The 19,092-nt window shown below is 58.0% G+C and carries 21 protein-coding genes; 5 read left to right on the top strand and 16 right to left on the bottom strand.

What is annotated here, in order from left to right; genetic code table 11:
• Positions 1–4 precede the first annotated feature (4 nt).
• The 4 genes from I2B62_RS09450 (at position 5) to I2B62_RS09435 (ending at position 3,824) form a co-directional block, all read left to right on the top strand.
• Complete coding sequence (locus tag I2B62_RS09450; protein ID WP_195268718.1) at positions 5–1,363, top strand: PFL family protein; 1,359 nt, start codon at positions 5–7, stop codon at positions 1,361–1,363.
• A gap of 95 nt (positions 1,364–1,458) precedes the next feature.
• A complete protein-coding gene (locus I2B62_RS09445) occupies positions 1,459–1,719 on the top strand; it encodes an NAD(P)H-dependent oxidoreductase subunit E (RefSeq protein WP_013380840.1) in 261 nt (86 codons plus the stop codon).
• A gap of 23 nt (positions 1,720–1,742) precedes the next feature.
• Positions 1,743–3,263 carry a 4Fe-4S dicluster domain-containing protein gene (locus tag I2B62_RS09440; protein WP_195268717.1) on the top strand — a complete coding sequence of 507 codons (1,521 nt, stop codon included), beginning with the start codon at positions 1,743–1,745 and terminating at the stop codon, positions 3,261–3,263.
• Positions 3,264–3,617: 354 nt separating this feature from the next.
• Complete coding sequence (locus tag I2B62_RS09435; protein WP_195268716.1) at positions 3,618–3,824, top strand: hypothetical protein; 207 nt, start codon at positions 3,618–3,620, stop codon at positions 3,822–3,824.
• Positions 3,825–3,874: 50 nt separating this feature from the next.
• Here I2B62_RS09435 and glpK read toward each other — a convergent pair whose 3' ends face one another.
• The 8 genes from glpK to I2B62_RS09395 all read right to left on the bottom strand — a co-directional run bounded on the left by glpK (position 3,875) and on the right by I2B62_RS09395 (position 13,565).
• Positions 3,875–5,368, bottom strand: a complete 1,494-nt coding sequence (glpK, locus tag I2B62_RS09430) for a glycerol kinase GlpK (protein WP_195268715.1) — start codon at positions 5,366–5,368, stop codon at positions 3,875–3,877.
• A 3-nt stretch (positions 5,369–5,371) separates the two neighbouring features.
• Positions 5,372–6,919, bottom strand: a complete 1,548-nt coding sequence (locus I2B62_RS09425) for an amidohydrolase (protein WP_195268714.1) — start codon at positions 6,917–6,919, stop codon at positions 5,372–5,374.
• A gap of 53 nt (positions 6,920–6,972) precedes the next feature.
• The gene (locus I2B62_RS09420; protein WP_195268713.1) at positions 6,973–7,620 is read right to left on the bottom strand and encodes an SGNH/GDSL hydrolase family protein; all 648 of its coding nucleotides are present in this window, start codon (positions 7,618–7,620) and stop codon (positions 6,973–6,975) included.
• A 40-nt stretch (positions 7,621–7,660) separates the two neighbouring features.
• Complete coding sequence (locus tag I2B62_RS09415) at positions 7,661–8,242, bottom strand: glycerol-3-phosphate responsive antiterminator (protein ID WP_195268712.1); 582 nt, start codon at positions 8,240–8,242, stop codon at positions 7,661–7,663.
• A gap of 402 nt (positions 8,243–8,644) precedes the next feature.
• Positions 8,645–10,009 carry an amidase domain-containing protein gene (locus tag I2B62_RS09410; RefSeq protein ID WP_195268711.1) on the bottom strand — a complete coding sequence of 455 codons (1,365 nt, stop codon included), beginning with the start codon at positions 10,007–10,009 and terminating at the stop codon, positions 8,645–8,647.
• Positions 10,010–10,387: 378 nt separating this feature from the next.
• Positions 10,388–11,713 (bottom strand): amidase domain-containing protein, encoded by a 1,326-nt coding sequence (locus I2B62_RS09405; protein WP_195268710.1) that lies wholly within the window; start codon positions 11,711–11,713, stop codon positions 10,388–10,390.
• 81 nt (positions 11,714–11,794) lie between these two features.
• Positions 11,795–12,241, bottom strand: coding sequence for a MarR family transcriptional regulator (locus tag I2B62_RS09400; RefSeq protein ID WP_195268709.1), 447 nt, complete (start codon positions 12,239–12,241; stop codon positions 11,795–11,797).
• Positions 12,231–13,565 (bottom strand): MATE family efflux transporter, encoded by a 1,335-nt coding sequence (locus tag I2B62_RS09395; RefSeq protein WP_195268708.1) that lies wholly within the window; start codon positions 13,563–13,565, stop codon positions 12,231–12,233. Before I2B62_RS09395 ends, I2B62_RS09400 begins: the two co-directional genes overlap by 11 nt.
• A gap of 152 nt (positions 13,566–13,717) precedes the next feature.
• On the opposite strand from I2B62_RS09395, the gene I2B62_RS09390 reads away from it, so the two are divergent.
• Positions 13,718–14,602: a radical SAM protein gene (locus I2B62_RS09390; protein WP_195268707.1), complete on the top strand. Its 885-nt coding sequence runs from the start codon at positions 13,718–13,720 to the stop codon at positions 14,600–14,602.
• A gap of 156 nt (positions 14,603–14,758) precedes the next feature.
• On the opposite strand, the gene I2B62_RS09385 is transcribed toward I2B62_RS09390, so the two are convergent.
• The 8 genes from I2B62_RS09385 to I2B62_RS09350 form a co-directional block, all read right to left on the bottom strand.
• Complete coding sequence (locus I2B62_RS09385) at positions 14,759–15,334, bottom strand: D-Ala-D-Ala carboxypeptidase family metallohydrolase (RefSeq protein ID WP_195268706.1); 576 nt, start codon at positions 15,332–15,334, stop codon at positions 14,759–14,761.
• A gap of 69 nt (positions 15,335–15,403) precedes the next feature.
• Positions 15,404–15,646: a DUF2922 domain-containing protein gene (locus I2B62_RS09380; protein ID WP_195268705.1), complete on the bottom strand. Its 243-nt coding sequence runs from the start codon at positions 15,644–15,646 to the stop codon at positions 15,404–15,406.
• A 120-nt stretch (positions 15,647–15,766) separates the two neighbouring features.
• Positions 15,767–15,994: a DUF1659 domain-containing protein gene (locus tag I2B62_RS09375; protein WP_195268704.1), complete on the bottom strand. Its 228-nt coding sequence runs from the start codon at positions 15,992–15,994 to the stop codon at positions 15,767–15,769.
• A gap of 105 nt (positions 15,995–16,099) precedes the next feature.
• A complete protein-coding gene (locus I2B62_RS09370; protein ID WP_195268703.1) occupies positions 16,100–16,702 on the bottom strand; it encodes a sigma-70 family RNA polymerase sigma factor in 603 nt (200 codons plus the stop codon).
• Between the two features lie 13 nt (positions 16,703–16,715).
• Complete coding sequence (locus I2B62_RS09365; RefSeq protein ID WP_195268702.1) at positions 16,716–16,925, bottom strand: hypothetical protein; 210 nt, start codon at positions 16,923–16,925, stop codon at positions 16,716–16,718.
• Positions 16,926–16,934: 9 nt separating this feature from the next.
• On the bottom strand, positions 16,935–17,498 hold the full coding sequence (locus I2B62_RS09360; protein ID WP_195268701.1) for a restriction endonuclease subunit S: 564 nt from the start codon (positions 17,496–17,498) through the stop codon (positions 16,935–16,937).
• Entirely contained in the window at positions 17,499–18,422 is a 924-nt protein-coding gene (locus I2B62_RS09355; protein ID WP_195268700.1) for a phage antirepressor KilAC domain-containing protein, read from the bottom strand. It lies immediately after the preceding gene.
• Entirely contained in the window at positions 18,422–19,090 is a 669-nt protein-coding gene (locus tag I2B62_RS09350) for a hypothetical protein (RefSeq protein WP_195268699.1), read from the bottom strand. Before I2B62_RS09350 ends, I2B62_RS09355 begins: the two co-directional genes overlap by 1 nt.
• Between the last annotated feature and the right edge of the window lie 2 nt (positions 19,091–19,092).

The raw sequence follows: 19,092 nt of genomic DNA, 5'->3' as shown, positions 1-19,092 counted from the left end.
CGCAATGGCAATGTTTAAAGATGTGCTTGAAACCGTCCGTATGATCGAAAAGGAAAATCTGGATATCCGCACCATTACCATGGGGATCTCTCTGATGGACTGCATCGATGCCGACGGCGAAAAAGCCCGCCGCAAGATTTATGACAAAATTACCCGAATGGCCGAGCACCTGGTATCCCAGGGCGAACGCATTGAGACCGAGTTCGGCATCCCGATCGTCAACAAGCGGGTCTCGGTGACGCCCATCTCACTGATCGCCGGCGCCAGCAGCGACACCGACTATGTGGCCTACGCCGAAACACTGGATAAAGCCGCCCACGAAATCGGCGTCAACTTTATCGGGGGCTTCTCCGCGCTGGTACCCAAGGGCTTTACCCGGGGCGATCTCAACCTGATCAACTCCATTCCCGAGGCCCTGGCCTGCACCGAGCGTGTCTGCTCCTCTGTCAACCTTGGCTCGACCAAAACAGGGATCAACATGGACGCGGTGAAGATGATGGGCGAGATTGTCAAGCAGACGGCTTACCTCACACGCGGCCAGGACTCCATCGGCTGCGCCAAGCTGGTGGTCTTCTGCAACGCGGTCGAGGATAATCCCTTCATGGCAGGCGCTTACCACGGCATCGGCCAGCCGGACACCGTGCTGCACGTTGGCGTCAGCGGCCCCGGCGTTGTCAAGAAGGCGCTGGAGAAGCACCAGAACGCCAGCTTTGACGAAATGGCAGAAATCATTAAGAAAACAGCCTTTAAGATCACCCGCGCCGGCCAGCTGGTGGGCACCACGGTGGCGGAGCGCCTGGGCGTTCCCTTTGGCATATTGGACCTTTCTCTGGCCCCCACACCCGAAATCGGCGACTCGGTTGCCCGTATTCTCGAGGAGATGGGCCTGGAGCACTGCGGCGCCCACGGCACCACCGCGGCGCTGGCCATGCTCAACGACGCGGTTAAAAAGGGCGGCATCATGGCCTCCACCTCCGTTGGCGGCCTGAGCGGCGCTTTTATCCCGGTCAGCGAGGACGAGGGCATGATCGAGGCGGCCTCCATTGGCGCCCTGTCCCTCGACAAGCTGGAAGCCATGACCTGTGTCTGCTCGGTCGGGCTCGACATGATCGCCATTTCGGGTGACACCCCTGCCGCGACCATCTCCGGCATCATTGCCGACGAGGCGGCCATTGGCATGATCAACGCCAAAACCACTGCTGTGCGCCTGATTCCGGTCTACGGCAAGGGCCTTGGCGAATCCGCCTCCTTTGGCGGCCTGCTGGGCACCGCACCCATTATGGCAGTCAATCCCAACGACTGCTCAGTCTTTGTGAACCGCGGCGGCAAAATTCCCGCTCCGATCCACAGCTTTAAAAATTAAAAAAATCGAACTTAAATTTAACGCCTGGCCTAAGATAAATAACGCAGCGTGATCGTTCGTTATTTTCAGGCGGCCAGCAACCAGGGGGAGAAAACATGGAAGATTTAAAAGTAGCAGTTTGTGTCTGTACAGAATGCGTGATGAAGGGCGCCATGGACATCATCGAATCCATCGAGAGCTTAAACGATGTGAAGGATGTTCTGGAGCTCTCACGCGGTATTTATATCGAAACGGTTAAATGTATCGGCGAGGCAAAGCACGGAATGAAATCCCCTATTGTTTCTGTCGGAAATGTTGTGATCGAAAAGGCAAATACTGAGACTGTTATGGCACAAATTCTTGAAATGACAAAATAATCAAGAAGGAAGTGAATTTGTAAATGAGAGGAATCTACACACCTGTGACCAAAATCCGTCGTCAGGTTTTTGCCGCCATTGCCAAGATGGCCTATGAGGGCGGCGATTACGCCAGTAGAGTGGAAGAAATCCCTTTTGAAATTATACCGGGCGAGGTCGCAAACTACCGCGACAGCGTCTTTAAGGAGAGGGCCATCATCGGGGAGCGCCTGCGTCTCGCCATTGGCCTGCCCCTGTACCCGGTCGACCAGCCTTCCCCCATCTCCAGAGATGTGGAGGAAAGCGCCATCGCCGAAAAGGTCTATGATCCACCGCTGGTGAATGTTATTCCTTTTGCCTGTGACGCCTGTGAGCCGAAGGCCTTCATGGTGACCGACAACTGCCGGGGCTGCCTGGCGCATCCCTGCGTGTCGGTCTGCCCGGTCAACGCGGTTTACATGAAGGACGGCAAATCGCACATTGACAAGGAAAAATGCGTGCGGTGCGGGCGCTGCCGGGAGGCCTGCCCCTACGAGGCCATTGTGAAATACGACCGGCCCTGCGCGGCGGCCTGCGGTGTGGACGCCATTGAGAGCGACGAGCTGGGGCGCGCCAAGATCAATTACGACAAGTGCGTCTCCTGCGGCATGTGTCTGGTCAACTGCCCCTTTGGCGCCATCGCGGATAAAACCCAGATTTTTCAGCTGATCCACGCCATCAAGGAGGGCGATGAAGTCATTGCCGAGATTGCCCCGGCCTTTGTGGGCCAGTTTGGCCCTCTGGCAACGCCGGAGAAGATCAAGGAGGCCATCAAGGAGCTGGGCTTTGCCGACGTGGTGGAGGTGGCCCTGGGCGCTGACCTGGGCGCCGTCGAGGAGGCCCACCACTATGTCAACAAGGTGATCAAGGGGGACGACCCCTTTATCGGCACCTCCTGCTGCCCGTCCTGGTCGGTTATGGCCAAGACCAAATTTCCGGAGATCGCCCACTGCATTTCCGGCGAGCTGACCCCAATGGTGGCCACGGCCCGCATTATCAAAAAGGAACACCCCAAATCCCGGATTGTCTTTATCGGACCCTGCGCGGCCAAAAAGCTGGAGGCCTCCAGAAAAAGCGTGCGCAGCGACGTGGATTTTGTCATCACCTTTGAGGAGCTCATGGGCATGTTCGTGGCCAAGGGCATTGAGTTCGGCGACCTCGGGGATGACGGCAGGCTGGACGACGCGACAGCGGCCGGCCGTGGTTACTCTGTGGCCGGCGGTGTGGCGGACGCCATCTGCAACGCGGTTCATGACCTCTACCCGGACGTGGATGTAAAGATCGACCGCGCCGAGGGCCTGAAGGAATGCCAGAAAATGCTGAAGCTGGCCCAGGCCGGCAAGCGCGACGGCTACCTGCTGGAGGGCATGGCCTGTCCGGGCGGCTGTATCGGCGGCGCCGGCACCCTCATGCCCATTAAGAAGGCTGTCACAGCAGTGACCAAGTTCCAGAAGGAGGCCGACGAAAAACTGGCCACCAAAAGCGCCTACATGTCGGAGCTGAACCTGATGGACGATAAAAAATAAAAGCTCTTAAGCCCATCTTTATAAAATATTTATACGACCGGCCAGGCTTTAACACCACCTTCACGCCCAGCGTGATATGCTGTTATAAAAGAAGGTGGAAACTATGGCGAATATCCTTTTAGTCTTAATCTTAATTTTTGCCGGTATTGTTGGCTATTTTACCGTTGCCCACATCGACAGCTTTATTAAGAAGCTGCGCACCAGCGGGTGGCGCAGACTATGACGCGGCCACGTATCATCCAAAAGACGACCGTCCGAAACGGGCGGTCGTCTTTTTTTGATACTCCCTCTCCTGCCTGGGTATAAACGAAGCAGAAAGGCATTGATGCTGTTTATGAAGAGGAGGACCATAAAATGACCAGACACACCATTGCAGGTGAATTTGATAAAATCAAGAACAAACTGCACCGCAAGGATAAGGGTGCGCGCCCCAAAAAGATGGATGTGGAGGATGTGATTTCAGAAGAAATTGACCTGAACTCAGAGGCTGCGGTAAACATCAGCGAGCACAACAGCCGCGAGCACGCCAACCATCCCTCCATTGACGATATGACCCGCTGAAATTTAAGAGCGGACAGGCCCTGAAAGCCTGTCCGCTCTTAAATTTCAGCTTAACGCTTCAGCCAGCAGCCGGCGCGCTCGATGGCGCTGTTCCAGCCATAGCACAGCTCTTCACGCTTTTCCTCACTAATCTGGGGCTCAAACCGTTTTTCGATCCTCCAGAATTTTGAAACCTCCTCGATGGAGTCCCAGTACCCCACTGCCAGGCCGGCCATGTAGACAGCCCCCAGGGTCGTGGTCTCGGTGATCACGGGCCGTTCTACGGGAACGCCCAGGATATCGGCCTGGAACTGGAGCATGAAATCACTGCTGGCGCCGCCGCCGTCTGCCCTCAGCTTTTCTAGCCGGAGGCCGGATTTCTGCTCCATCACCTTAAAGGCGTCACAGACCTGGTAGGCCATGGATTCCAGCGCGGCCCGGGCGATGTGGTGCTTGGTGGTGCCTCTGGAGATCCCGATGATGGTGCCGCGGGCGTAGGAATCATAGTAGGGCGCGCCCAGGCCCACAAAGGCCGGTACAAAGTAAACGCCCATGCTGTCCTCTACCTGAAGCGCCAGCTTCTCGGCGTCGGCGCTGTGCTCAATGATGTCCAGGCCGTCGCGCAGCCACTGGATGACCGCGCCGGACACATCCGCCATGCCCTCCAGGCAGTAGTCGGTCCGGTCGCCGATGCTGTACAGCACTGGCGAGAAGATGCCGTCTGACGGCGGCACATACTTGCCCCCGGTGTTCATGACCATAAAGGAGCCGGTGCCATAGGTGTTTTTCGCCATGCCCCGCTCCATACAGCCCTGCCCCAGGGCCGCTGCCTGCTGGTCGCCCAGAATACCCGCGATGGGCACCGACGCACCGAAGAAAACAGCCGGGTCGGTGTGGGCGTAGACCTCACTGGAGCCGCAGATTTTGGGCAGGATCTCCCTCGGGATCTCAAGCGCGTCCAAAACACCCTGGTCGTAATCCAGGGTGGTGGCGTTCTGGAGCAGGGTCACCGAGTTGTTGGAGGTGTCGGTCACGTGCACAGCGCCGCCGGAGAGCTTCCAGATCAGCCAGGTATCCATGGTGCCGTAGATCAGGCGGCCCTGCTCCACGCCTTTGCGCACATTCTCGTCGTTCTGCATATACCACCGGATTTTGGTGGCCGCGTCGTTGGGCACAATGATCATGCCCGTGCGCTCGACCATTGCGGCCCCGTCGGCGGCCTCCAGCGCCTCACAGATGGGCAGGGTTCTGCGGTCCTGCCACACCATGGCCCGGCAGGCGGGCTCGCCGGTTTCCTTATCCCAGAACACGGTGGTCTCACGCTGGTTGGTGATACCGATGGCCGCGATCTGCTCCGGCTTGACACCGCCCTCCTTTAATGCCTGGGCCACCATTTTCATGGTCACATCCCAGATTTCAGACGCGTCGTGCTCTACCCAGCCCGACTGCGGAAAATACTGTGTGAACTCACTGTAGGCCGAGGCAATGATGTTAATATCATGATCAAAGATCATGGCCCGGGTGCCTGTGGTTCCCTGGTCGATTCCTAAAATAACCTGCTGCATAGCTTATTCTTCCCCCTTGTTATAGACGATTTCGCCTTTTTTGACGGTCATTTCAACCGTAATTTCCTTGATCGCTTTTGGATCTGCTGCCAGCGGATTGCCTGACAAAATGGTCAGGTCTCCCCATTTGCCCGCGGCGATGGATCCCTTTTCCTTTTCCTCAAAGGCCGTGTAGGCCCCGTCGATGGTAAACATGCGCAGGGCCTGTGTGGCGGTGATGCTGTTCTCCTCATAGGGCGGATTGACCGCCGCGTGGATGCCCAGCACCGGGTCGATGGGCGTGACGCCGGAATCGGAGCCGCCGCCCAGTACAATGCCCGCCTCCAGGAAGCGGCGCATGGGATAGGCCCTGCGCTCTCTGGCGTCTCCGGTCCGTTCGTTGTAGACACTGCCCGGGCCGCCTCTTAAATAGGTAAAGGCAGGCTGGGTCGAGACCACCACGCCCAGCCGGGCCGCCCGGTCAATGTCGCGCTGGTCCGGGAAGCCAAAATGCTCGATACGGAAGCGGTGGTCTGCCACCGGGTATTTTGCACTGGCGGCCTCGAAGCAGTCCAGCGCCTGACGGATGCCCCGCTGGCCGATGGCGTGAAAGCCGGACTGCAGGCCGTATTTCAGCGCCCGCTCGATCATGCTGGTGATGGTGTCCGAATCATAGTACAGGACGCCCCGGCTTGTTGCATCGTCGGCGTAGGGCTCGTCAAAGGCGGCTGTGCGCGAGCCGATGGAGCCGTCCAGCAGCAGGTCGGTGCCCATGGCGCGCAGGCCCGCGTCTCTGACTGCCTCGACATTTTCGGTATCCCAGTACAGCACAATGTCCAGGGGCAGCTGGTCCCGCATGGCCAGAAGCACCGGAATATCGGCGTCGGAAAACATGTCCCCTCCCTCCATGCCGTGCATGGTGGTCACACCCTTGGCCAGGGCCTGCTGCACGGTATAGCGGATGACCTGCTCACGCCGCGCGTCGCTCATCTGGTTGTTGTAATAGCTTCTGGCAATGCCGTTGGCCTGGCCGTGGAGCCGCCCGTTTGGCCGGCCGCCGCTGCCGCGCACAACGCCGGGCTCGTCTCCCTTAAGCCCCAGGGCGTTGTAGGCCGCGGTGTTCACCTGGGTATAATGCAGTCCCCGGTCCACCAAAAATATTCCCCGGCTGCCGGAGAGGGCATCCAGCTCCGCCGCAGTGGGGGGCCGCTTTTCCCTGAGCCGCGACTCGTCCAGGCGGGTGCCGTAGATCCAGTCCTCACCCGGGTTTTTTAATCCTTCCCTCAGCTTATCCAGCACCTCGTCCACCGAGGCACAGTCAAAGAGGTCGATGCCTGTGGCGTTGAGGCCTGTGCCCATGACGTGGACATGGCAGTCGTGGAGCCCGGGCACAGCGGTTCTGCCCTTTAAATCCAGTATCCCGGCCCTGCGCTCCCGCGCCAGCGCCGCAATGGCCTCCGACGAGCCCACTGCGGTGATCCGCCCCTTTTCAATCAGCACGCCGGTGCATTCCGGCTGGCTGTCCTCCATAGTCAAAATGGTTCCCCCGATCAGGGCCAGTTGATTCTTCATATTATGCCTTTCCCTGAAAAACGCGCAGCACAGGCTGCGCGTTTCTGCGCTCACTAACCGATAATGCGTTTAACTTCCTCTACCATGGCCTTGCCGAGCAGCTCATGCTGGTCTGCCTGCAGGTGGAGTCCGTCCTCATCGCTGCTCTTTACCACTGTGCCGGCGTCGAAGAACGCGACGCCGTAGGCTTCAGCCACACCCTTGTAGAACTGGGCGACATCCCTGGATTTTTCTTCGTTGCCTGCAAACATGTACTTGAACACGCCGTCCGCGATTGGGCCCAGCGGCGGCGGGCCCACCAGCAGCACCTTGGGCTCGCCGGTGTAGTCCCCCACCTGATGCAGGGCCTTGTCCACCAGAATACCCACGCCGTTGGCGATGTCCTGGGGCGATACGGTGTAGCGCACCTTGAGGTCATTGGTGCCCACAAAGATAATGATCATGTCAAAGGGCGCCTGGGCATCCATGGTCGGAATGATCTGGTCCTTGCCGCAGCGGTATTCCTCGATGGGGTCGTTCCAGACCGTGGTGCGGCCGTTCAGCCCGTCGGCGATGACCTTGTATTCGTCCCCCAGGCCTGCCTGCAGCACACCCGGCCAGCGCACATCGTCATCCCAGCGTTCCAGCGGCTTGATCATGTCGTTTGAGGGCTTCCAGCCCCAGGTGTTTGAATCCCCAAAAATCAAAACAGTCTTTTTCATTCTATTACCTCCACTAAAATATATTTTAAGCCCAGAGGGCTCATGAACCAATGGTCTGCCAGAGCGCCGGCTTGGTAACGGCCGCGGCCAGGGCGCCGTTATCAAGCGCCGCGGTCACCAGCTCTTCCTCCATGCCCAGCCCGCCGGCCAGAAGCGGCACCCGTATCTGGCGCAGAATGGCCGCGTATATGCTGCCCGGTATGGTCATGGGCATAACCAGCCCCGCGTCGGGCCGGCTCTCATTAATGCTCTGGACGCCTGTGGCCAGAGCATTGGTATCAATGAGGAACAGCCCCAGAATGGCGAGCATTTCCTCTTCCTTTATCCACCGCACGCACTGGGGCTTCATGGTGATGACCGCGTCCACCCCCAGCTTTGACAGAAAATCAATGCTGGTGCGGTCCCGGGCCAGCCCCTTGATGGAATCCTGGTGCACCATTGCCCTGCGCCCATACTGGTGGATGAGCCTGACGATTTTGGGCAGGGTATTGACATCCCCCAGCTTGAGCATGACACAGGGCAGGCTGGTCTTGGTGAGCACACACTTCAGCCCCTCGGCCGTATTGACCGACGGAATGATGCGCGAGCCCTCAAGCAGCAGCTCCACTTTAGACGTTTCCAAAACAATCCCTCCTGATTTTAGGTATAAAAAATCCGTATCATACCTCATCGCACAACAAATAAACGCTACACTGTGTAACAAGGTATAATACGGACAACTCTTAGACTCAAGTCCTTAAACTGATGATTAATTGTTTACATTATATGCTAATCCTTTTCAATTGTCAAGCTTTAAGTTGGAAAAGCCGTCAGCGTCCTGAGGGCACTGCCCTCTCGCCTGTATCTTCGACATGAATGTTGATCCTGCCAATGTCTGGCTGTTCCGGTAAAGCGGCACGCTTCCGGACCGTTTACCACAGCGCCTGGATCTTTTTTTCTTATCTGGATAAAAGGCGCAGTCCTGAACTGCGCCGCTTCTCCGACAACACGGGACGACCGTCTGATTCGTACGGTCGTCACTTTTTTAATCGTTCCAGCCCAGAATGCGGATGAGCCGCAGGTCGGAATAGGCGTAGGCGCTGGCCGGGTAATTGATCCGGTCGGTGGTGTTAGAGTTGATCAGGTAATCCTTCACGCTGCCATCCTCCCCGGTCACCACATCGGTGATGATGACCGAATGGTTCCACTCGCCGTCCACCCCATACTGGAGAATATCTCCGGCCTGGCCGGAGTAAATGTTGGCGGTGGTGTCCGCAGTCAGCCCGTAACCGTCATTGCTTTCGGCATAGTCATAGAACTCGGCAACCCCGGCCCAGGAGCCGGATCGGCCGCTGGCGGTCTGGCGTGTGTTGACCGAATCGCCGTACCATTTCCACTGGTCCGCCCCGTCGCTGTCCATGGGGATACCCCCTGCGTACAGGCACTGGGAGATGTAGTTATTGCAGTTGCCGCCATATTCATCATAAAGCCCCCAGGCGTCGTTCCGGATGACCGACTGCGGGTCCACCCATTCCATGGCATAGGCCACTGCGGCGTCCCGGTCGTAAGCGTGGTCGCTCAGGGCCGCGGAGGCGCTGTCTGCGGACACCCCGCTCTTTTCGGCCTCAAGCGCTGCGATGTCCTGTCTGGCCTGATCCAGCAGCTGCTCCCTGATCTGGTCCAGCAGCTGGCTGGTCTGGGTGCGGACTGTGCCCTGGCTCTGCTCGTCATAGAGCTCCTCGATGAGCAGGTAGCCGTCCTCCTCCTTTTCATGCGCAATGATCCGGCAGCTGCTTCCCTCCTGGCGGATCACAAAGGTGTGCTCGATGCCCGAGCTGTAGGAATCTACGCCGTCCAAAAAGCTAAACTGCACTGCGTGGTCCTCCTCCAGGGTCACCTCCAGATCGCCGTTATCCAGGGTTTCGGCCCCGGTGTAGGTGATGCCGCAGGTATAGCCTGTGAGTGTCAGGTCGTTCGCCTGCAGCGAACGCACGTCTACCAGAAAGGACAGAGCGGCCTGGTCGATGGCGGCGCTGACAGCGCCCTGGCTGTCGGACAGGTCAAAATACTGGGTCACATCCTGCTCCTTCAGCTCTGCCAGTGCGCCGAACCAGGTGTTCAGATAGTCCACGATCGCACCCTCTGTGCTGCTGTCAATGCCGTAGGCACTCCGGCTGCCGCGCACCACAACCCCCTTCTTTTCTTCCTCTGAGTCCTCCTCTGCCAGCGTCTCCGCGCTGCTGCCTGCGGCCAGTACCTTTGTCACATGGCGCACAGCCGCCGAGCCCGCCACGATGAACACCGCCATCAGGGCCACCAGAAACGCCGCCTGCCTTCTCTTTTTTATTTGTCTTTTATTTTGTCTTTCATTCTGTCTTTTATTCTGCCTTTGGTTTGGTCGTCGTTTCATCCGTTTGTAACCTATCCTTCCTCAAAGATAGTTTACATTATAGACGACTTTTGTGACAGTTTCGTGACAATTATGTGACGTAATAAAAAAAGATGATGAAAAATTTCCATCATCTCAGCGTGTTAAAGAATTCGAGAGACAAAGCCTTTTACCTAAGGAAGAAAAAAGCGTCCTGCGGGCACGGCCTCACATCCGCATCTTCTTCATAGGCTTTAAATATTTTATCCCTCCCATGTCCGGCGCCTCTGGTAACATGGCTCGATTCCCCGCCGTTTACCGCAGCGCCTGGACCTGTTTTCTTATCTGGATAAAAGGCGCCGTCTCGGGCTGCGCCGCTTCTTTAAACACCTAAGCTGATGGGGTTTCCATCATCTTTCTTTAATCGTTCCAGCCCAGCACGTGTATCAGCCTGAAATCATAGTAGGCGTACGCGCTGGCCGGGTAGCTGATTCTGTCTGTTGTGTTGGAATTGATCAGATAATCCTGAACCCTGCCATCCTCGCCGTAGACCACATCGGTGATGATCACCGAGTGGCGCCATTCGCCGGTGGCGCCGTATTGCAGGACGTCTCCGGGCTCCCCGGTGTACAGATTGGGGTGCACCTCGGCCACCAGGCCGAAGCCGCTGTTGTTTTCGGCGTAGTTGTAGAACTCTTCGACCCCGGCCCATGCCGGTGACCGGCCGCTTGGCTGGTTCCAGGTGTCCACCTCGTCGTCAAACCACTTCCACTGGGCGTAGCCGTCCCAGTCCATGGGAATGCCGCCAGCGTACAGGCACTGCGAGATAAAGTTATTGCAGTTGCCCCCGTAACCGTCGTAGAGAAACCAGTCCGGGTTGCGCTTGACGGTGAGCGGGTCCACCCACTCCATGGCGTAGGCCACGGCCGCGGCGCGGTCATAGGGATGGGTGTGGGGCTTACCGGGTGCCGGGCTGTCCGCCGCGGCGCCGCGCTGGGCGTTCTGGTAATCGACCGCGGCCCTGGCGCTCTCAAGCAGAGAGGCCTTGACCTGGTCCAGAACAGTCTGGACATCGGCAGTGCCGCCGGCCTGCTGCTCATAGCATTCCTCGATGAGCAGGTAGCCGTCCTCCTCCTTCTCATGAGCCACCATGCGGTAGGTCTCGCCGCTTTTGCGGAGAGTGAAGGTGTGCCGGATGCCGCCGCTGCTGGCATCGACCTCTGGAATAAAGGCAAAGTTGACCACCTGGTCCTCCAGCAGCTCGACCTGCACATCGCCGCCGGGCTGCAGCGCCGCGTTGACGTAGGTAATGCCGCAGCTGTAGGCCTCCATTCTGAGGTCGTTAGGCTGAAGCCTTCTCACGCCGATCAGGTAGGAAAAGGCTGTCTGGTCGATGGCGGCAGCCCTCTGGGCCTGCGGATCGCCTGTGTCGTAAAGGTCTGTAAGATCCTGTTCCTCCAGGACGGCCAGGCCGTCAAAATACCGGGTCATATAGTTCAGGATACAGTCCCCGGCCGCTGCGTCAACGCCAAAGGACTGGATGTCGTTCCGGGCTGTTACACTGCGCTCCCGGGGTTCTGTCAATTCCTCCATTTGTCCAAAGCCTCTGGACCAGTTCTCATAGGCCAGGGCCCCGCCGGACACAAAATCATAGGCGGCAAGCCCCTCCAGGAAAACAATGGCCAGAATCAGAATGGTCAGAACCAGCTTGCTGCACGGCTGTGCTGTTGGCTTTTTATCATTCATTCTGTTCTCCATTTATGAAGGTATTCGGTTTATTATACCATTTTTACAGCCCGCTGTGTGATAAATTTTCATCCAATTTCATCAGGAATCAGAAGCCAGGGCCTCCTCCAGGCGCGCCAGCATAACCTGGCTGTTTTGGGTGAAGTCCTCCCGCTGCTCTGGCGTCATTGCGCCCAGAGCCTTTTCCTCAAAGGTGCTCAGCCTTTTCAGCAGCGGCCCCGCGTAGGTCTCACCGGCCTGGGTAAAGACAATGCGCTTGTTGCGCTTATCCGACGGGTCGGCCTTTTTCTGAACGATCCCTTTTTTAGTCAGCGCCTCTAAAATGGTATTGACAGTCTGCTTTGGCAGCATCAGCTTCTCACAGATCAGCCGCTGGTTGCAGTCCTGACGGTATTCGTTGACCGTGTAAATGACAAAGAGGGTGTTGACAGTAATGCCCTGCCCCTTGGCCCATTTCTCGTACAGGGCATTGCAGCTGAACCAGAAATCATAGTAGGCCTTCAGGGTTTCGTGAAGATTATCCGGCATACCCGGCCTCCCTGCTTTTCAGCGCGCTGCTGTGCAGGCACCACAGCACCAGAAGCACGGCCATCACCAGGACCTGAGCGCCCGGAAGGGCCATCCACACCCCAGAGAGCCCAAAGAGCCGGGGCAGGATAAAAATACACAAAGGCGTGAACAGCACCGGGTCCAGATAGACCAGCAGCGTGGAGTACAGGGTCTCGCCGCAGGCGTAAAAATAGGAGCTGAACAGCTTGCCCAGGCCCATCATCGGAAAGGCCAGCCCCAGAATGGGCAGGGCGGTGCGGATGATGTCCGCGGTCTGGGCCGAGGTGCCGAAAAAGCCGGGCAGCAGGCTTACGGCCGGCACACAGGCGACCAGAAACAGGGCCGAAAAAACAAGCACGGCCGCCAGCCCTTTGTTTTTAAGCCGTTTCATGGCCGCGTAGTCCCCCGCGCCGCTGGCGTAGCTGACCAGGGGCTGTATGCCCTCGCCCACGCCCTCCAGCAGCAGCAGCACCGAGCCGATAAAATAATTGATGACCGCGTAGGCCGATACGGCCAGGTCGCCGCCGTAGGCCAGACACTGCAGATTGTTGTAGACTGTGATCACCGACGGCATCAGCGACAGGCCAAAGGGCGACACGCCAATCTTCAGCATTTTGGCCATCATGCGCTTCTGCAGGCGGAAATGGCTTCTGCGGACAGGGTGCTCCCGGTCCCTCAGCAGGCAGAACAGGCTCCCGGCCACGGTCAGCGACTGGGCCGTAATGGTGGCCAGGGCCGCGCCGGCCAGCCCCATGGGAATGACCATGGTAAAGCAGGCGTCCAGAATAATATTGCAGACAAGGCCCGTGCCCATGATCACCATGGCCTGGATGGTTTTATGGCTGTTGCGGATCATGGGGATCAGGCCCGAGGCCAGTATCTGCATGCTGCCGCCGAGGGCGATAATACGGATATAGGCCAGGGCCGCGTCGTACACCGCGCCTCTGGCTCCCAGGGCGTATACGAGCGCCGGGTTCACCAGGACCAGAAGCAGGGTGAGCAGCACGCTGGCCGCGGCCAGCAGCATCAGGGTATTGGCCCGCGCCGCGTCGGCGTTTTCGTCACACCCGGCGCCCCGCGCTGTGGACATCAGCACCGAGCCGCCCACGCCGATGCCCATGCCCAGGGCGATGAGCACCGCTGTGATGGGCCATACAAGGCCGATGCCCGCCAGCCCCACATCGCCTACCGCGTGCCCTACGAAAAAGCCGTCTACAATGGTATACAGCCCGTTTAAGAACATGGTAAACATGGAGGGCAGGACAAATTTAAAAAACTTTTTATCAATGGCTTGCGCTTTCATTTTTCACCTCATTAAATTAGTCCGGATTCGGACTAATAAATTTTAACACAGGCTTAAAGAAAATGCAAATCAAAGTTTCATCTGGCCTTTTAGACAAAAGCGTGTTATAATCATCCAAACAAAACAATTAGCACGCAAAGGAGTTGACAGCCATGCGCTATGAAGGACGCGTATTCCGGCCGCCCAGCGAGGCCTACAGCCTGATCATCCAGGCCACGGTGGGGTGCAGCCATAACAAATGCCGTTTCTGCGATATGTATAAAGAAAAAAGCTTTCATGTCCGGCCACTGGAGGAAGTCGTCGAGGATCTGAGGCAGGCCCGGGAGGCTTACGGCCCTGTGGGCAGGATCTTCCTGGCCGACGGCGACGCTTTGGTTCGCCGTTTTTCCGATCTGGAGGCCATCCTGAGCGCCATCCGGGAAATCTTTCCAGAGTGCGGCCGGATCACCAGCTACGGCTCGCCCAGAAGTATTCTGATCAAAACGCCGGAGCATCTTAAACAGCTCAGAGCCCTGGGTCTTGAGATGATCTACATGGGCCTGGAATCCGGCAGCGATCCAGTGCTCACCCATGTGAACAAGGGTGAGACCGCCAGTGAGATCATCAAAGCGGGCCAGATGGTGCGTGAGGCCGGCATGAAGCTGTCCGTCACAGCCATCTCCGGCCTTGGCGGCAAAGCCCGGTGGCAGGAGCACGCGGTCAAAACAGCCGAAGCCCTGAACGCCATGAACCCCGAGTACATCGGCCTGCTCACCTTCCGGCTGGAGGGACAGGCGCCTATGATTGCCGAGGTCGAGCGCGGCGAATTCCAGATGCTCAGCCCCATCGAGGTCGCACAGGAGACCCTGCTGATGCTGGAGCACCTGGACAGCCCTGGCTCGGTGTTCCGTTCGAACCACATCTCAAATTATATCAACCTGGCCGGCACCCTGAACCAGGACAAGCCCCGGATGCTGGCCGAGCTGCACGCCGCCTTAGAGGGCCATGTGGCCTTTAAGAGTGAGGAAATGCGCAATTGGGACTTAAATTTTCATTAACACCAAAAAAGACTGTTCGGCAGATGAACAGTCTTTTTATATGCCCTGATTTTATTTTGCGATAAGCGACATTTGTGTCATTTATACACACTTTTCTGAAAAGCCTTGTATTCAAAGCGATTTTTAAGATACAAGATTATGACTTCCCCCAGATTCTTAAATCTCAACATGAATGTAGCCGTGGGCATAATAAGGCAGAACGTTTAAACCGATGTCCTTTGCCGCTTCGGCCAGCTCTCCCACCGCCACACCGGGACAGTAGAGGTCTGCCGCGCAGCCCCGCATGTGAAAGGACCAGGCCACACCGCCCACCTCCGTGTTGCGCACCTCACAACGCACCCCCGAGGTGATGATTACAGGCCGGCCGAAAACACAGCGCAGGGTTTCGATCTTCTCTAAAAGCTCCGGCTCCATTTCGCAGGGCCAGCCGTCGCAGTAGCCCCCGCAGTCGCACCGGTATTCCTCCAGGGCAAAGTGGGCAGTGGCCATGACCGGGGCTTCGGCTTCCCCCGGCTCCTGAGAGGAGGGTTCCTCTGCTGGCTGCTCCGGGACAGGCTCCGGCCTGTCCGGCGGTTCCGGCGGTTCTGGCGTTTCCGGCGCCGCTGTGCCTGTCTGGGGCGGGTCCGGCTCAGTGGCTGTGCCGGCGCCCATGAGGTTGCCCGCAAATAGGACGCTGGTCAAAAGGCAGAGCAGCGCCAGGGTGCCCGCGGTGATCCTTTTTATTTTTTTCATATGGTGTCTCTCCTTCTATTATAGGTTATAAGGCCATTAAAAAAGGGGCTTGCCGCCCCTCGCTTATGCTTATGCTCCTTCTCCCTCGATGACCACATCGGTTTTGATGGTGTCGACCTTTACCGCGCCCACCACCTTGGCCAGGGCGAAGCCGTCGGGCTCAAAGGCGCCCTGGTCCACGATGGCCTGGGCCCCGGTCCTGATCTCGGCGTCGGTGATGCCCTCCTTGTAATCCGGAATCGTGATTTTATGGGTATTTCCGTCTGTCCGCTGAAACGTGATGGTTAAATCCTTGTTGGTTGTTGCTGCCATGTTTTAATCTCCTTTAATTTTTAATTTTGATGCCTGTCTGCGGCACGGCGGGGGCGTCGTGCCCTACGTTTTTTAATGGAAAATTGAGAATGCAGAATGGAGAATTTTGGAACAAAATCGCTATGCGATTTCAACCAGTTCCTCCGCCGTCACCTTCACCTGTTTTTCCCGGATAGGCTCCTGCATGCCGGTGATGGCCTTGGCGGTGGCCATAAAGGCCTCATCGGTCACGTTCTCCTTGATGTCGCCGTAGGTCTTTGAGGACTTGACGATTTTCCCGTCCTTTTCGCCATGATTGACGGTGATCTTCATGCCCACGGATTCGGTGTTTTTCTGAATGGTTGCCATTTTTCTTACCTCCTGTATTTGCGTTTTGGCATCGCTGCCTGACACTAATACAATCCGGTTTTGGCTCCGCTTTTAACCCCCTGTTTAAAAAATTTAAAACACCGGTCATAAATGCCGCTTCATTGCCGCCAGAGCCCGTTTGTGGGTCTGGGTGACCGCTGCCGGGCTCACCCCTTTTCGCGCCGCCAGCTCGGAGAGGGTCCCCTTTTCCAGATACTGCCACCGCAGCACCTGCTTCTGCCCGGGGGACAGCCTCCTGAAGGCGCGCAGGCATGCCGCACGCTGCTCCGAGGCCACGCAGGCTCCCTCGACGTCGGCCCGCTCATCCAGGATCAGCTCGATGAGCGCCACGGCGCCGTCGGCGCCCTCCACCGGGGTATCCAGGGACACGGCTCCTGTCAGCGAGGCGTTAAACCGCCCCTCCCGCCGTTTTAAAAAATAATGGGACAGCCGCCGCTGCATAAAGGTCTGGAAGTAGACCCGGGCCTCCAGGGCAAAATCCCGTACCCCCTGAATGAAAGCCGCACAGGCCTCCTGATAGGCGTCCTCGTACTCTGAATTGTCGTAAACATAGCGGCTGATCACTGACCAGAGCATGGGCTTAAAGGCCAGCAGCAGCCCCTCCATGGCTGAACGGTCCCCCTGCTGGGCACGCCGGACCAGCGCGTCCAGCGCTGTGTAATCTTCTCTCTTTTGTCTTTCCTGCAAAGAAAGCCCCCTTTCAAAATAAAGTCTCCTCCTCCCGGAGCTCACGCAGCTCCAGAACAATTTCCGGAAAACGGTCCTCCACCTGGGCTGCAAACTCCTGAAACAGGGTATCCGCGGCCTCCGGGCTGCCAGCCCAGAGCGTCAGCCCTGCCCGGCAGTCTGCCCGGGCGTAATAGGGGCGGCTCATGTCCACCACCGGCCTTCCAACGCCGTATCGGTTCATCCTCTCACCTCATTCCTCTTCAAGCTTAAAAATATCCGTTCCAAATACACTGTTCACGTTGCGCTTCATGGCCTCCATGGCAGCCTCCGGGCTGGGAGCCGCGCCGTGGTCAGGAATACTACCATACAGAGAAGCATGCTTATGGTTTAAAGCATTGTTTATAAACAGTCCGCCTGTGTGCCCGCTTTGGGGACTGGTTTGTGTCCATACCTGTGTCCGCTCCTTTTGTTTCTCGAGCTGCGCCCACCCGGGCGCCAGCCCCCTGTCAAAGGGGACCATCCGGTACCAGCCTGCCCGGTTGCCGGTGTCCTTCTCGTAGGTCACCAGACCGGCCTCAATGAGCTTGCTTCGCTGTCGCATCACCTTGCGGCGGTCGTCAAGGCCCAGCCAGGCCATGACCACAGAGTTGGGCACCTTAAAGGCCACAGGCCAGTACCAGCTGCCGGACACATCGGGCCGGGCGCTCTTGTTGTTATAATACATGAGCAGGTGCCAGTAGGCGTGGAGCAGCCCGGGCAGCGGGTGGGCCGAAAGCCAGTGGTAAAACCCCAGAAGCTCGTTCAGGTAATTCAATTACCCCTGCTCCACCTGGCCCGGGGCCTGATAGCAGCACGGATGAACCGCCACCTCGCCCAGACTGGCCTTCTCGTGAAAAAGCCTTAAAAGCTCGGCCTGGCCCCTGCCCGTCACCAGCACCATGGTCTCGAGCACCGAAGCGCCGCCCAGGATCCGGCGCTTCTCCTTCACCTTAAACCAGCCCTTTTCCATACACCAGGCGTAGGGCGTGTTAAAGCTGCTGGGCTGAGAGCAGAGGTAGCCCCAGCGGCGCAGCAGGCGGTACAGGTTGTTCCGGCCAAGGGGACAGTCGTTATCCTCGTTTAAAAAGCCTGCGTTGGCCAGCATTTTGGCCGTATCGCCCATGGAGCTGGCGTTTTCGGCCCCGCCGATGGTGTCGTAGAACTCAATCTTGGGCCGGGCCTCGGTCAGCTCGTCCAGCAGGGCGCGGCTGTGGGCCTTCTCGCTGCTCAGCGCCTCAAACAGCGTCTTTCGGGCCGCATCGTCGGTCTCTGCCCGCGCCAGCACCTCGGGCTCCATATAGGCCCCGTAACGCTGGATGGAGGGCAGCACCACCCGCTTGACAAAGTCGCCCAGGCGGCGGGCATCCTCCATCTGGCTGCCGAAGATGAGCCCGTATAGGCCCGGCTCGTTGATGATCCACATGTGCTGGCTGCGGCCAGCGCCGTCCACGACCGTCCGTTTCGTACGGTCACCGGGGGCCACGTGGCGCAGGATGGCGTGGGAGGCGTTGCGGTACTCCAGAATATCCGCCGCGTCCTTGCCCACAAAGCCCACATCCCGGCGGGTGACCGGCTTTCCGAAGGCATCGTGGAGCGCCTCGCCCAGCTTGTCATAAACCGGCCATTCGATGACCAGTGTGCGCAGGCTGGTGACGCCGTCAAATTTAAAAACGCGCTTGAGCAAATAATCCTTTTTCATCACAGGGCCTCCCAGTCGCGTTCCACTTCCACATCAATGCCAAGCCGCAGCGCCTGCTTTCCCTCAAGGAGCCTTTCGATATTGACACCGACCAGGGCCAGTTCCTGGCCGAGCACCCGGCGCAGCTGCGGGTCCACAGCTGTTTCCAGCAGCAGGGCCCGCTCCAGGCCCAGGACGTCCAGAAAGTAAACCTCGCGGCAGCCCTCGTCGCTGGTATCGTCGGGGACCAGAAGCCGCACAGGCATCAGCAGCCTGAAATAACGTTTCAGGAAGCCAAAGAATTTAATCCCCAGCAAGGCCGCCAGACCTTCACAGCTGAACAGCGCCTGGTTTTTGTCCTTGAGCACACACGCCAGATCGCCCAGCTCTTTGTGGCGCCAGATGAAAAGCCGCTCCCGCACATTGTCCTCATCCACACTGCCATAATGCAGAATTTCCGGAAAGCAGCCCACATCGCCCCGGTAATTCATGCACAGGCCCTGATGGTTCTCCAGGGTGGCGGTGAACAGACAGCCTCCGTCCTCGCCGATATCCCTGTAAAAGCAGCCCGGGCACATACACTGCTCCCGGCTTACCCTCTGCACAGCTTTCTGATTTTGGCCGCAGGAAAGCAGAGCCTCCCATGCCGATTTTTTGGAAAAACCCTTTTGTACCGATTGTTCTTTCATTT

The sequence above is a fragment of the Eubacterium sp. 1001713B170207_170306_E7 genome, from assembly GCF_015547515.1.
Classification (GTDB): domain Bacteria; phylum Bacillota; class Clostridia; order Eubacteriales; family Eubacteriaceae; genus Eubacterium.
Note: the sequence above shows the minus strand (reverse complement) of the source record. Positions and strands in the feature narration are given on the sequence as shown.

What these genes read in the sequence shown, in the direction of transcription:
- I2B62_RS09450 (WP_195268718.1), top strand. Translation starts at nt 5, where the DNA reads ATGGCAATGTTTAAAGATGTGCTTGAAACCGTCCGTATGATCGAAAAG.
- I2B62_RS09445 (WP_013380840.1), top strand. Translation starts at nt 1,459, where the DNA reads ATGGAAGATTTAAAAGTAGCAGTTTGTGTCTGTACAGAATGCGTGATG.
- I2B62_RS09440 (WP_195268717.1), top strand. Translation starts at nt 1,743, where the DNA reads ATGAGAGGAATCTACACACCTGTGACCAAAATCCGTCGTCAGGTTTTT.
- I2B62_RS09435 (WP_195268716.1), top strand. Translation starts at nt 3,618, where the DNA reads ATGACCAGACACACCATTGCAGGTGAATTTGATAAAATCAAGAACAAA.
- glpK (WP_195268715.1), bottom strand. Translation starts at nt 5,368, where the DNA reads ATGCAGCAGGTTATTTTAGGAATCGACCAGGGAACCACAGGCACCCGG.
- I2B62_RS09425 (WP_195268714.1), bottom strand. Translation starts at nt 6,919, where the DNA reads ATGAAGAATCAACTGGCCCTGATCGGGGGAACCATTTTGACTATGGAG.
- I2B62_RS09420 (WP_195268713.1), bottom strand. Translation starts at nt 7,620, where the DNA reads ATGAAAAAGACTGTTTTGATTTTTGGGGATTCAAACACCTGGGGCTGG.
- I2B62_RS09410 (WP_195268711.1), bottom strand. Translation starts at nt 10,009, where the DNA reads ATGAAACGACGACCAAACCAAAGGCAGAATAAAAGACAGAATGAAAGA.
- I2B62_RS09405 (WP_195268710.1), bottom strand. Translation starts at nt 11,713, where the DNA reads ATGAATGATAAAAAGCCAACAGCACAGCCGTGCAGCAAGCTGGTTCTG.
- I2B62_RS09400 (WP_195268709.1), bottom strand. Translation starts at nt 12,241, where the DNA reads ATGCCGGATAATCTTCACGAAACCCTGAAGGCCTACTATGATTTCTGG.
- I2B62_RS09395 (WP_195268708.1), bottom strand. Translation starts at nt 13,565, where the DNA reads ATGAAAGCGCAAGCCATTGATAAAAAGTTTTTTAAATTTGTCCTGCCC.
- I2B62_RS09390 (WP_195268707.1), top strand. Translation starts at nt 13,718, where the DNA reads ATGCGCTATGAAGGACGCGTATTCCGGCCGCCCAGCGAGGCCTACAGC.
- I2B62_RS09385 (WP_195268706.1), bottom strand. Translation starts at nt 15,334, where the DNA reads ATGAAAAAAATAAAAAGGATCACCGCGGGCACCCTGGCGCTGCTCTGC.
- I2B62_RS09380 (WP_195268705.1), bottom strand. Translation starts at nt 15,646, where the DNA reads ATGGCAGCAACAACCAACAAGGATTTAACCATCACGTTTCAGCGGACA.
- I2B62_RS09375 (WP_195268704.1), bottom strand. Translation starts at nt 15,994, where the DNA reads ATGGCAACCATTCAGAAAAACACCGAATCCGTGGGCATGAAGATCACC.
- I2B62_RS09365 (WP_195268702.1), bottom strand. Translation starts at nt 16,925, where the DNA reads ATGAACCGATACGGCGTTGGAAGGCCGGTGGTGGACATGAGCCGCCCC.
- I2B62_RS09355 (WP_195268700.1), bottom strand. Translation starts at nt 18,422, where the DNA reads ATGAAAAAGGATTATTTGCTCAAGCGCGTTTTTAAATTTGACGGCGTC.
- I2B62_RS09350 (WP_195268699.1), bottom strand. Translation starts at nt 19,090, where the DNA reads ATGAAAGAACAATCGGTACAAAAGGGTTTTTCCAAAAAATCGGCATGG.